The sequence below is a fragment of the Methanobrevibacter smithii ATCC 35061 genome (assembly GCF_000016525.1).
In the GTDB taxonomy this organism is placed as follows: Archaea; Methanobacteriota; Methanobacteria; order Methanobacteriales; family Methanobacteriaceae; genus Methanocatella; species Methanocatella smithii.
Genome location: NC_009515.1, coordinates 607,043 through 619,656, shown reverse-complemented (window position 1 = coordinate 619,656; position 12,614 = coordinate 607,043). Strand labels below are relative to the sequence as shown.

General features: G+C 31.4%; 14 protein-coding genes and 1 tRNA gene. 5 read left to right on the top strand and 10 right to left on the bottom strand.

Going from position 1 to position 12,614, the window contains the following annotated elements; translation table 11 throughout:
- Window positions 1-43: 43 nt before the first annotated feature.
- The 3 genes from MSM_RS03205 (at window position 44) to MSM_RS03195 (ending at window position 3,225) form a co-directional block, all read left to right on the top strand.
- Window positions 44-1,105, top strand: a complete 1,062-nt coding sequence (locus MSM_RS03205) for an mRNA surveillance protein pelota (protein ID WP_011954017.1) — start codon at window positions 44-46, stop codon at window positions 1,103-1,105.
- Window positions 1,106-1,209: 104 nt separating this feature from the next.
- Entirely contained in the window at window positions 1,210-2,172 is a 963-nt protein-coding gene (locus MSM_RS03200) for a hypothetical protein (RefSeq protein WP_004032391.1), read from the top strand.
- A gap of 6 nt (window positions 2,173-2,178) precedes the next feature.
- Window positions 2,179-3,225 (top strand): glycosyltransferase, encoded by a 1,047-nt coding sequence (locus MSM_RS03195; RefSeq protein WP_011954016.1) that lies wholly within the window; start codon window positions 2,179-2,181, stop codon window positions 3,223-3,225.
- Window positions 3,226-3,227: 2 nt separating this feature from the next.
- On the opposite strand, the gene MSM_RS03190 is transcribed toward MSM_RS03195, so the two are convergent.
- A complete protein-coding gene (locus tag MSM_RS03190; protein WP_011954015.1) occupies window positions 3,228-4,529 on the bottom strand; it encodes an FAD-dependent oxidoreductase in 1,302 nt (433 codons plus the stop codon).
- A 93-nt stretch (window positions 4,530-4,622) separates the two neighbouring features.
- Here MSM_RS03190 and MSM_RS03185 point away from each other — a divergent pair, with 93 nt between their 5' ends.
- The gene (locus tag MSM_RS03185; protein ID WP_004032388.1) at window positions 4,623-4,898 is read left to right on the top strand and encodes a HypC/HybG/HupF family hydrogenase formation chaperone; all 276 of its coding nucleotides are present in this window, start codon (window positions 4,623-4,625) and stop codon (window positions 4,896-4,898) included.
- Here MSM_RS03185 and MSM_RS03180 read toward each other — a convergent pair.
- The 8 genes from MSM_RS03180 to MSM_RS03145 all read right to left on the bottom strand — a co-directional run bounded on the left by MSM_RS03180 (window position 4,892) and on the right by MSM_RS03145 (window position 10,373).
- Window positions 4,892-5,407, bottom strand: coding sequence for a hypothetical protein (locus MSM_RS03180; RefSeq protein WP_004036521.1), 516 nt, complete (start codon window positions 5,405-5,407; stop codon window positions 4,892-4,894). The genes MSM_RS03185 and MSM_RS03180 overlap by 7 nt on opposite strands.
- Before the next feature lie 103 nt (window positions 5,408-5,510).
- Window positions 5,511-5,585, bottom strand: a tRNA-Ile gene (locus tag MSM_RS03175).
- Window positions 5,586-5,675: 90 nt separating this feature from the next.
- On the bottom strand, window positions 5,676-5,960 hold the full coding sequence (locus MSM_RS03170) for an iron-sulfur cluster assembly protein (RefSeq protein ID WP_004032386.1): 285 nt from the start codon (window positions 5,958-5,960) through the stop codon (window positions 5,676-5,678).
- A 204-nt stretch (window positions 5,961-6,164) separates the two neighbouring features.
- The gene (locus tag MSM_RS03165; RefSeq protein ID WP_011954014.1) at window positions 6,165-7,079 is read right to left on the bottom strand and encodes a DUF5591 domain-containing protein; all 915 of its coding nucleotides are present in this window, start codon (window positions 7,077-7,079) and stop codon (window positions 6,165-6,167) included.
- A 2-nt stretch (window positions 7,080-7,081) separates the two neighbouring features.
- Complete coding sequence (locus tag MSM_RS03160; protein WP_011954013.1) at window positions 7,082-7,576, bottom strand: TIGR00295 family protein; 495 nt, start codon at window positions 7,574-7,576, stop codon at window positions 7,082-7,084.
- A 6-nt stretch (window positions 7,577-7,582) separates the two neighbouring features.
- Window positions 7,583-8,104: a transcription factor E gene (gene tfe, locus MSM_RS03155; protein WP_004032383.1), complete on the bottom strand. Its 522-nt coding sequence runs from the start codon at window positions 8,102-8,104 to the stop codon at window positions 7,583-7,585.
- Window positions 8,105-8,189: 85 nt separating this feature from the next.
- Window positions 8,190-9,047 (bottom strand): coenzyme F420-0:L-glutamate ligase, encoded by an 858-nt coding sequence (locus MSM_RS03150; RefSeq protein WP_011954012.1) that lies wholly within the window; start codon window positions 9,045-9,047, stop codon window positions 8,190-8,192.
- A gap of 120 nt (window positions 9,048-9,167) precedes the next feature.
- Window positions 9,168-10,373, bottom strand: coding sequence for an ISNCY-like element ISM1 family transposase (locus MSM_RS03145; RefSeq protein ID WP_011953615.1), 1,206 nt, complete (start codon window positions 10,371-10,373; stop codon window positions 9,168-9,170).
- Between the two features lie 184 nt (window positions 10,374-10,557).
- On the opposite strand from MSM_RS03145, the gene MSM_RS03140 reads away from it, so the two are divergent.
- Entirely contained in the window at window positions 10,558-11,070 is a 513-nt protein-coding gene (locus tag MSM_RS03140; protein ID WP_048058612.1) for a pyruvate kinase alpha/beta domain-containing protein, read from the top strand.
- Window positions 11,071-11,142: 72 nt separating this feature from the next.
- On the opposite strand, the gene mtrH is transcribed toward MSM_RS03140, so the two are convergent.
- Entirely contained in the window at window positions 11,143-12,084 is a 942-nt protein-coding gene (mtrH, locus tag MSM_RS03135) for a tetrahydromethanopterin S-methyltransferase subunit H (RefSeq protein ID WP_004032380.1), read from the bottom strand.
- Window positions 12,085-12,614: the final 530 nt, after the last annotated feature.

Below are 12,614 nucleotides of genomic sequence, written 5' to 3'. Positions count from 1 at the left end.
TAATTTAAGTTATCAGATATATAAATAATTTAGATGTGGAAATATGAAAATTGTAAAACAGGATAAAAAAGAAGGAATTGTGACATTAGTTCCAGAAACTCTTGATGATTTGTGGCATTTGTCTCATATTGTAGAGGTTGGAGACAGTGTATCTTCCAAAACTACCAGACGTATTCAGGACAATACTGGAGATAAATTAAGAAGTGACAGAGGGGTCAAAAAAACATTTACTTTAAGAATTGATGTTGAAAATATTACTTTTCATATTTTTACCGGAAAATTAAGGCTTACCGGGGTAATTACAAAAGGTCCGGAAGATCTTATTCCTTTAGGTTCACACCATACAGTTGAAGTTAAACTTAACACTCCAATAACCATTAAAAAGGAAAAGTGGGCAAACTGGGCACTAAAAAGACTCAATCAGGCTATTGAAGCATCTAAAAAATTAGCTGCAATCATTGTTCTTTTGGAGGATGACACAGCTACTTTAGGTTTGATGAGACAGTTCGGTATTGAATATTATGGTCCGATTAAAGGTTCTGTTTCAGGAAAGCGCATTGTGGATAAAAACAGATCAAAGGCAATCGCCCAGTTTTATGAAAAGGTCATTGAATCAGTCAATAAATTCCATGATATTCAAAATATTGTAGTTGCAGGACCGGGCTTTGTTAAAAATGATTTTTATGATTATATTAAAAATAAGCATAAGGATTTAGCTGATAAGGCAATTATTGAAAGTACAGGTTCTGGAGGAAGGGTTGGAATTCATGAAGTTCTTAAAAAAGGGACTGTTGAGAAACTAACTGTGGAAAATAGGGTAGCCAGTGAAATGGTTGCCATCAACAATCTTCTTGAAGAAATAGGTAAGAATTCATCTAAAGTGGCTTATGGTGAAAAAGAAACTGTTAAAGCAATAAACCTTGGTGCAGTTAAACAGTTATTGGTACTGGATTCTGCAGTAGCTATTAATGATATGGGAAATTTAATGGACATGGTTGAAAATATGAATGGTGAAGTAATGGTTATCAGTAGCCAGCATGAAGGTGGGGAGCAACTTAAAGGTTTGGGTAGTATGGCAGCTATTTTAAGATATGAAATAGCTTAATTTCTTTTTTAAATAAAGATTTATATAATATTAATTATTATAAGTTATAACTAGTAACAATATTAAAAAATGACTATATTTTTTAATGAAAAACTGTGATTAACATGTTGTATACAGGTATGATTGAAGCATTTATTATTGTATTTATTTTATCAGCTGTAGGTTCACTGGTTTTAAATATGGTATTTCGCTTTTTTGGTAAAAAAGGTTATTTGGGTAACTTGTATCCAAATGTACGTGGTGGAATTCCTCGAGCTATAGGTTTAGTTCCATTTATTATATTGTGTTTCTTTTTCTTACCGGAATATAATACATTAGTTTTAATTATGGGTCTTTTTGCATTTTTGGATGATGTTTTGGGAAGAACTCCTTCTCCAATTGGTATTGAGTGGGGTCAACTTTTCAGAGGTATTGGAATGCTTTTTGTTATGATTGCAGGATTCTATTCCGGAATGGGTTTATCTTCAATTTTCATTGCATTGCTGGTACAGCCTATTAACATTTCTGATATGCAGCCGGGATCAACCTGTATGGTTACAGTCATCATGTCTGTTGTAAGTATAATCTGTATGCTGATTGTCGGATCTCCGCAAGTTTCAGAATTGCCTGCTATTTACACTCCTTTATTATTGATAATTGTTTGTATAGCATATTCTCCATTGGATTTTGCTGGAAAAATCATGTTGGGGGAAGTTGGAAACCATTCATTTGCAGTTGCATTGGGAATTTGTTTCTATTTAATCGGAGGATTCTGGTGGGTAATTGCACTATCTTTTGTGACTGTATGTCTTACAGCATTTGTTAGAAGAAGCACTCTTAAAGTATTTTTCAACCAAAGATTGGGCATTTTAAATCCGACATTTGGAGATTTCTTCATGGATGTTTTAACTGGTGGCGGATTGGGAGATTTATTCAGAAGAATCATATTAAAAACAAAACAGTATGATGTGGAAAATCCGACTTTGATAAAATTAGGATTTAGAAGACTTCTTTATAATCCTTATGCTCCAACTCATGGCAGTCATGAACAGAAAAAATCATATAAAGTAAGACTTGACGGGAGTTAAAATATTATGAAGGCATTAATTGTAATTACTGGTAGGGGACTTGGAGGAGATTCAGTTATAGCATACAATATAATTGAAGGTCTTGAAGCCAAGGGAGTTCAATGTGAAATAGCTCTGGATGAGTCTGCACCAGGTTTATTATTTAAGAAAAAAGGCAGAACATGGCATAAAATAAAAATTCCTCAGGCCGGAGGCCATGCAGCAACAAAAGCTTCATCTGTTAAAGCAGCATTTAAAATGTTGACTGCAACATTTAAAGCAAGAAGCCTTATTAAAAAACTGGATGTTGATATTGTTGTAGGAGTTATTGGTGGAGGAGCTATTGTAGGTTCTGTTGGTGCTAAATTAGCTGGTAAACCGGGAGTATCAATAATCTCCACTCCTTTGGATTCTAAGATATGTCCTAAACTTAATCAATGTTATGCATTGCCTGAAATGAAGTATTTTCTGCCTGAACACCTTCCGAAAAATATAAATCACACTTTATATCCTTTAAGTGAAGGAGTAGGCAATGGTAATCCTGATATTGCTCTTGAAAAATTAAAAGAATCTCCGAAATTTGATGAAAATAAAAAAACAATACTGTTTTCTTCAGGTTCTTCAATATTTAAAGGAATAATAAAAGGAGCTAATAACTTTGCCAAATTCTCTGATGAGTATAATATTTTATTGGTTGGATTGCCTTTAAAAGAAGGATATTTGGATGATCTGGATGGAAATGTAATTTATTTGGGTTATATTGACTGGATGAGTCACTTATTAACTTATATTGATTTGGCAGTTTTAACAGATGACGGTGTATTGCTTGAAGAAACACTGGCTTCCAAACTTCCTATTGTAACACTAACAAAAGTAAAATGGGGAAGATATCATAATATGGCGGGTGTCTTTAAAGGAGCCATTATAGAATCTGACCTTGACAGTTTAAATGACAATATATTCAGGGCATTTGATGAGTTTGACGAACTTAAAAAGAATGCTGTTAAGTATGCTAAAGAATCTTTGGAAACCAAATCCAATTTGGCTCAAAAAATAATTGATGTGGTTAAATAAATTTACAACCACATACTTTTTATAATTTTATAATTTGCATCTGTTGAAGGATGTATTTCTAAAAAGTCTCCATATTCATCCAATGGGGAGTTTATTCGCATTAAATATGATAAATATGCAATATCACTAACTGAAGACGGTGAGATGGAGTTTATTTTTTTAATTTTGTTTTGTTTTTTATCAAAGGATATTTTTGTATAACCTGTATCTCCGCTTAATATTTTCCAGAATGCTCCAGGTCCTGCTATTCCAGGAATTCCAATATCAACTTTATCCTCTTCGGAACAGTTATTTTTTTCATCTTCAACAAAACTTACTTCTGTGTTCAAACTTAATGTTTGAGGAATTGCATGGTAAACAACTTTATTTGGGTAGTTGGCCATATTCCTTGCAGCTGTTATGCCCTCCATTCTAGCTACTGGTGTCAACTGATATCCTCCAGTAACATCACCTGCTGCATATACGTGTTCTTTGGTTGTTTCCATCATTTCATTAACTTTGATGGTATTGTCAGGATTTAACTCAACAATATCCCTGACTATTTCTGAATTTGCTACTCTTCCTGTTGCAAAAAAAGGAACTCCTTCCAATTCTTCATTTTTATTGGTAATTACTTTGTTTTTCTTGCATTCAACAACATCAGTTTCTTCTAGAATATTTATTTCAGAAAGGAGATTTTTAAAAATGTAATCTTTAATGTCGCTGTCGATTTCTTTCAGTGCTTTTGATCTGGCTATTATGTTGACTTCACTTCCAAGAGTTGAGTAAATATTGGCTACTTCAACAGCTATGATTCCTCCGCCGACAATATTCAATTTTTCAGGAACTTTATCTATTTTCAAAATATCCCTATTGGTTAAACCGTATTGGCTGCCGGGAATATCCGGAATAAAAGGACGTGCACCAGTAGCTATTAATAAATTGTCCCAGTCAAAGGACTCTCCATTTACTTCAACTTGACTGCCGTTTATTTCAGCTTCACCATAAACTATATTGTTTCCAGCACCTTTGTTTTCTTCTTCGTTTATTTTTCTGAGCATTTTTTGAGTTTCGGTGATTTTTTCCACTATTTTTTCATATGAAATATCGAGCTGACTTTTAATGAATCCATAGCTATTAAACTTATTATTGTTTTCAATGAATTTGGTAATGTCAGTTAATGCACATATAACCATACAGCCTTCATTTAGGCAGGTTCCAGCTATATGGTTTTTTTCAATTAAAGTAACTTCTTTGCCTAATTTTCCAAGTTCCAAAGACCCTAATCTCCCTGCAGGTCCTGATCCGATAACAATATTTTTCATTTATACAACCTCATAGATAATTATATATAGGTTTAATTTATTATAGATAATATATTATATTTTTGAATTAATTTTACAAGAGGGAGAAAAACTATGTGTATTGCAGCACCTGCTAAGGTTGTTGAAATCAACAGAGAAAAAGAAAGTTTATTTGCAGATTTCGGAGGAGTAAGACAGGAAGCAAAAATTAATCTCTTGCCTGATGTTGAGATTGGTGATTATGTTCTTATTCATGCCGGTTATGCAATAGAAAAACTATCTGAAGAAGCTGCTAAAGAATCTTTAGAAGCTTGGGAAGAACTTTTAGAAGTTCTTGAAGAAGAAGATAGAGAAATGGAAAAAGCCAGAATGGCTGATTTGAATCAGTAAATTGATACTCTATTTACTCCTTTTATTTTTAAAAATTCACTTATTAAATCATTATCTATTGGATTTTCGGTAATTACTGTGAGAATTGGATTTTCTTCAAGTTCGTTATCTTCAGCATAAGCCTGTCTTATGTTTATACCTTTTTTTGAAATTATTTTTGTAATTGCAGCCAGTATTCCTTCATTTTGGGATCCGACTTCTATTTCAATAACTCCAAGATTTAAATTTTTAGCTATGTTTTTCAAAAGAGTTCCAGCAGGCAAAACATTGCTGAAAATATTAAATAGATCTTCATCATTTTGAATTATTTCAATTGTTGATTTAATAGCTCGTCTGTCAACATCTGCAGCAATAGCTAATGCTTTGTCACTTATTTTAAGATTGCCGCAATATATTTTCCCGTCATTGTTCAGAGACAGTCCTAATTCAATCATTTTTTCGGCTACTTTCATACGTGCCGGATATTTTTTGAATTTTTCGTTAATCTTTTCCCACATTTTAATCATCATTCCAACTTTTTGTACATTAATGTAATTTTTAGTTAGAATTAGTATATAAAAATTAGTATTTTAAATTATAGGTAAAAGTTAGTTGGTAAAATTAGTTTTAAAGTAGGCTAGATGGGATTCGAACCCATGACCTCCCGGTTATCAGCCGAGCGCGCTAACCAAGCTGTGCCACTAGCCTATGATAATGTGTCGCTATGATACAAGCAACACTTATACTTATGATTGTTACTATATATAACCTTTTCGGTTATTCTAGTTTTTTCACTGATTATTTGTTTAACATTTCATTAATTGAGTCTGCCATAGCATGGCCTTCAACTTGAATTTCAACTTTGTTGATGCCATCTACATTTTCAGCTGCAGTTTTTGCATCAGCAGCAATACGGACAATACTCATACAACCAGGGTTTGTTGGTTTGATAATTAATTTTGCTTCATCATTATTGACGATAATGTCTTGTACAATACCCATTTCTACAATACTTACACCCATGTGTGGGTCATTAATTACTGAAACAGCATTTTTAATATCATTTACTAAATCTTCTGACATATCTTTTTTCTCCTAATTTTTAAACTTGTTAATAGTATTTGGTTTTGTTATATTTATAAGTAGTTATTTGGATTTATGGCTTGTTTAATAATAAAATAAGGAAATTTAAGCATTTAATAACTATATTTTGATATGCCTAAATTTTATAATACATTTTCAATTTTAAAAGACTTTTTAATTTAAATTTTTAAAAAATAAGAGTTTTTAGTTGTTTTTCACTCTATGTTTTATTTTGACACCGATACCGTTTGTGCACTGTTCCATTTCACGGCCGGTTAATATTGCCTTTCCGACACCTACGACTTCATCATCTTTAACAACAACTACTTCATCATTAGGTATGATGTTATGATCTGCTTTTCTAATTCCCGGAGCAAAGACAGTATTTGTTTCTAAATTAAAGTCAATGTTAACAACATTAATATTCAAATCTTTTAATATTTCTCCACCTGCTAAATTAAGTCTGTATAATCCGGTGTCCTGATTTAATAAAGCAAGTTGTTTTCCATTGCTGATGATTTTTCTGTGATATCTTCCTTTTGTCTTAACATCCTCTGGAATAAGTTTGCTTCCCTCTTTTCCAAATTGGTAAGTAGCTATTGATTTAAGTTCATTTAAAACTTTATCTCGTCTATTATTCCTTTTATGTTCTTTAAGTTCCATTCTTAAATTATAAATGGAATCTGGGGATGTTGGACGTCCGTCTTTACATGTATATGTACATTCGTCAAGATATTGTCTGCAGACTTCTTCATAGCCTCCATGCACATTAGCTATGACATTTTTGCCTTTGACATATTTCTCAAGTAGCTTTCCTGACTCATCTATTTCATCCTGAGACCATGAACCTGTTACTGCAACATCATATGACTGGATTGGAAAAGTATTTTCTAATTCTCTTGGACAGATTCCGAAAGGTGATGTTATTATGAGTTCTTGAAATGATCTGCTTACTTTTCTAAATTTTTGATGAGACTTGGAATTTGAATATGGTTTTTTCATACTGCAGGGCAATAAAACAACGGTATCTCCCAGAGGTTTCATTAACTCCATTCTTTGACGCCATCTTACAGCTTCCGGACGGTATAATGACTCTTCACTTGAACAAATTACTTTCATATTTATTCATCCTCAAATGCTTTTATTAATTCGTTATCTAGTTCAATTAATCGTTTAATATCTTCTTCAGGTTCATCTATTTTTCTTTTCCATTTGGCAATATCAAAATCAACGTCCACTTCTTTGGTTCCGCTAATTAGATTGTCTGCATGTGCAACTATTTTTTCTTCAATTGTTTGTGGAATGTAAGATTTTTTAGGAAGGCCAAGCTTAATAGCTTCATCTTCACTAAGGCCTGCTCCGATATGTCTTTCTACAATATTTTGAACCTCTTCAGGATAACCGTATTCTCTAACTATTTTGGCCCCTTCAACAGCATGGGTTATGCCATGAGTTTTGGATCTGCCAATATCATGCAATAATGCTCCCTTTTTAATAAGATCTTTATCGGCATCTTTAAAATTATCCGCTATTTTCATGGCTTTTTTACAGACTGCTTTTGAATGTTCAATTACATTTTCAGGTGTTTCTTCTTGTTTTAAAATTTTCAATTCCATGTTATCTTAAGCATCAACCTTTTTGGTGAAAGATTTGTAGTTGCTTTCAACAGTTTTAATATCATCTTTTATCTGTTTAATTAGATTAGTATTATCAAAGAATTCTAATTCTTCACCACATTCCGGGCAAATGAAATCATATTCTGTAGCAGTTTCAAAATCAAGTCTGATGTGTCCTTGAGGACATACAAAATACATTGTATCTTCTTCTTTTTCCAGTTCCTTATTAAGCATTTTTAGATATTCTTCTGAATCGCTTTTAATATGATTAATCACTTCCTGTTCTTCAAATTTCCAGGAATAAGTAAACCATTGTGTTTCCGGGTCTTTACTTCTTTTGTAGGTAGCCAATCCCATATCATAAAGTTTGTAAAGGATTTTTCTAACGATGTTTAATTTAATTTCAGTTTTTTCAGCAATTGCCTCATCTGTTTCAACACCATCAATTAATGCCTGAACAATAGGTAAATTGCTTTCATCTTCCACAACATTGGTTAATAAGGATTTTACTAAGGGATCGTCTATCATTTAATTTCTCCTAAAAATGCTTTGATTTTAAAAAAATAATAATATAATAATCAATGATTTAATTATGTATTTTCTACTATAAATATTATTTCTTTCTTATAATTACAGCAGGTGTATGAGTTATTGAATCAAGAGCTTCTATAGTTACACTGCTTTCATCAGTTCCCAAAACAGATTTGACACTGTGTATTGTTGACATTTCAGTAGCTAATGATTTTTGATAGTCTTCAGCAATATTGGCTATTTTCAAACCTTCTTCAACACTGATATTCTCACTGCAACCCAATGGTGTTGATCCCATATTTTCTCCTAACTGTCCTTTGACATATCCGATTACGCCTTTATTGGCTTCAATACCGTCAATAGCTATTGGCAGTCCGGTAAAATATTTTCCATTCTTTTTATATGTTGCATCAGTGTCGATAATCATCACACAAACATTTTTGCCTATTTCAGCTTTCAGCTGTTTGGCTACTTTTTGGGGATTTTCAGGAAGTAAAGACACACAAGTTCCCGGAGCATTACTTAAATCAATTCCGGCTTCTGATGCAGGTTTTAGTGCATGTTTCAAACCGTATAATTGCAGCACTACCTCTTTATGAGCATAAGTTTCCTTGGGAAGTCTTCGCAGGTTTTTAATGGTTCTTTTTTTAATTCCTAAAATGGGTCCGAAGACATATCCCCAAAGGTATTTGCTCCAGACTGTTGTAAGAAATTTGGCTTTAAGTGATGGGCTGTAGTTGGATTCATCAACTAATCTGCCCTGTGAAACGGAAACCGGTGTTTCAGCTATTACCAAATAATCTCCGTCTTCCATAATCTCTTTTGCAGGATTTATGATTGAATTTAAATTTTCATTAGGTTTAATATATCCGGTTTCAATTGGTATTACAATGTAGTCTCCATTAGTTATGTGTTTAATATTTTCCAAATTCTTACTCATAAAATTCCTTCAACTATTTAATATAAATAATATATTGTATTTATTATTATTTAAGGTGATTTCAATGGAAAAATCTATAACATATTTTGAAAAAGAAGGAGTCTGTAAAATTTTATAGGCTTATTTGATTTTAATGTGTTTTTCAGTCCAATTTTGCATTTGATAGTCTAAAAATGTCAGGATTCCATTTTTGGTTTTGTATATTTTCTTTATTTTTTCAGGATTGGTTTGTCTGTAGTAATTTTCGACTTTATTTGATGTTTTTTCTATATTTTCATCATCAAGATATTCTACGTATCTGTGGAAGTGATTTATGATATGTTTTCTTATGAAATCTTTTAAAACAACTGGTATGGCCGTATATTTTTGTAAATATTGTTTAAATTGTTCTATTGCTTCTTTTTTTGAGTTTTGTCTGAAACAGTTTTTTAATTCTTGTGCATTTTCGTAAATATGGTCTCTTTGTTTTCCATTAATCTTGTTTCTTCTACAATATACTTTTAATTTATGGTTTATTGTTTGAAACAGATGAAATATGCACAATTGATGTTTTACTTCTATTTCATCTGCTACATTACGATACATTGGGAATAAATCGGTTGTTAGGCAAATGAATGGTTTATTTTCTGTTGATTCTAAGATAAATTTTTTCGTGTTTTTTGGTATTCTGCGACGTACTATTCGTTCTGTGACTGGAATATTGAGTATTGCATCAAATAAAGTTAATCTGTAGTGTCTAGTTCCATTAAGTCTTAAAAATTGCTCATCATATAAATAATAGCCAGAATATTCAAATTTTTCATTGCTGATGCTTTCTTCGTGATTTTTGTCAGACCAGTTCTTGATTGTTTGATGAGATATTCTGATTCCAAGGAATATTTCAAAGTATTTACTTATTTTACGAAGTGATTGGTACCCTATTTTCATTATTCCTGGAATTTTATCCATTATTTCTTGTAAAAATTGTTTATTTTCACCAATTAATGGATTATTGTATATTCCGAATTTTTTTCCACATTTTTTGCATTGATATTGCTGTTCTTTGAATTCTGTTGTTTTTCCATTAGTATTTTGTTTGTTTTTCTTTATTGTGCCTTTTTTGATTATTTTGTGGCTTCCACAAACTGGACAAATGGGATTATCATATTTAAAAGTATTATTTTCATCTAAAAATAGTTTATGATTAGTATTTTCAAAATTAGGTGTTTTATTCAATCTTTTTGAAATAATTTTTTCTTGATCAATTTTTTCATCAAAAAAATCATAAAGTTTAAGTTGTATGAAGTCTATATTACTATTGAGGGCAGATTTGTTTTGTTTGGTCATAAAATATTATTTGTCCTCACTTATTAAAGTATTTTACTATTTTTAAATCATTTATATTAAAATTAAAGAAAAATTAGAATGAAATTTCATCAAAATGAAAGTTCAACTGTAAAAAATTAAAAAACAAATAAGCCTATAAAATTTTACAGACTCAAAAGAAGGAGAAAATTACACTGATGAATTAATTTCTCTTGTTAAACAAAGATTGGATGAATCTGATGAGATTAGATATATTCTTATTGCTTCAGCATCAGGCGCATCAGCTTTGAAATTAGCAGATGCTATTGAAGGGGATGCACAAATAATTAATGTAAGTCATCATGCCGGATTCAGCGGACCAAATGAAGTGGATATCTCCGATGAAATGATTGACAAACTTGAAGAAAAAGGTGTTGACACTTTTATAGGGTCTCATGCATTTAGTGGGGTCGGTCGCGGAATCACTAATAAATTAGGAGGTATAAATCCTCCGGATATCATAGCAGATACTCTTCGTATGTTTTCACATGGGGTAAAAGTAGCTTGTGAAATCTCCATTATGGCTGCTGATGCGGGTTTAATTCCTGTTGATGAAGAAATCATAGCTATTGGTGGCCGTGCACAGGGTGTTGACACTGCAGTTGTTTTAACTCCTGCCAACATGACTAATGTTTTTGATTTGAATATTCATGAAATTATAGCTATGCCTCGCCAATAGCTTCTTTTTATTTTTTATTTTTTTAATATGATGATGGTTAATGGTTAAATGGAATATGTGAAATAAGTAATTTTATAATAGATTATTTATTGGGTGTGATTCGATAGATTCAGTATCAAGTTCTGCAGCTGCTTCTGCGATAAACATATCAGTTTGTGCAATAGCTGGGAAACAGATTGTTGCATTATCGATAGGTCCAAATAAAACAAAGTCTCCTCCGACCATTACCTGAAGAATGTTTGCACCGATATCACAAACAGTAAATGCGGTTTTGTTTCCGCTTTCGTTTTTGTAATCTCTTAACCAGTCCCAAGCAGACGGGATGTTGTGAATACCTGATCCTACAGGATATCCCCATTTGGATTTTTCTGCAAAAGTGGCACTGCCTGCAATACCTGCACCCTGTCCTAATGGAGTTACAGCAGTATCCATCATAAATTTGGTAATTCCGCAGTCTTCAGCTACTTCAAGTAAACCTTTTTCGTAAGATCCGTCGTCTCCGTCTTCCCACATAGCTATTTTTCCCTGAACAGTACTGTTCATTGGATTGAATCCTAAGATAATGGAAGAGTCAATGTCAGTTTCTTTAAGTGCTTCAAGTTCGGATTTTTCTGCAGACATGTTGATTGAATTGTAGATAGCTCTTTGAGTTAAACCGACTTCATCAGCATATCTTGCACCGGCTACTCTAGCATCTCCGGAAGTGGAGTCTATAAGAAATGGAAGTTCATAGTTGTCTCCAACAAATTCAAGATATTTTACAATAGCTTCTTCAGTTTGTCCGAAAACTTGAGCAATACAAGGATTCCCTGTTACATCAGACATTTCAATCATGTCAGTAAGGAGTTTGTCTGCTTTTTCTTTGTCGAAATCTCCGGTTAATTCATCATTAACGATGTTGTGTCCGCCGTAAAAGATAGTACCACACAAAACTGTAGGATATTCTCCTGGCTGTCCACCCATTTTTACTCCACCAAAATCAAATACGGTTTGTTCTTTATCAAATTTAAACATTTAAATTACCTTTGTTTGTTTTTGCAATCTCGAAGATACATGAATTATCAAATATTATTTAATAAAACTACAGTTTTCTTTAATAATGTCACAATAAAAATTTGAACATTATTGTAATTATATAAAAATATTTTAATTTTATTAAATAATATTCATTAAATATTCTTTTTAATTAATTTATTTTCAATATTTCTTTGAGATTATTTAATAGTATACTGTTTAGATATATATAAAACTATTGTATTTTATTCAATATTTATTTTTATTTTTTAATTAACTTTTTATTTTTATTTAATTTTTTTATTTATTTTTATTTTTTAATAATTTTATTTTTTTTCAATTTTTTGACGTAAAATAGATTTGTTTTGCCTTTTTTTCAAAAATAGGAGGTATAACTTAACTGTTTTTAATAAGTTAATATTTAATCATGATTAATATTAAAAAAGTTGATTATTAATGTTAATATTTTATTTTATGTTGTATTGAGTGGTATTTTGATTAATTATAAATTGAGCAATTAAAAAAAGATA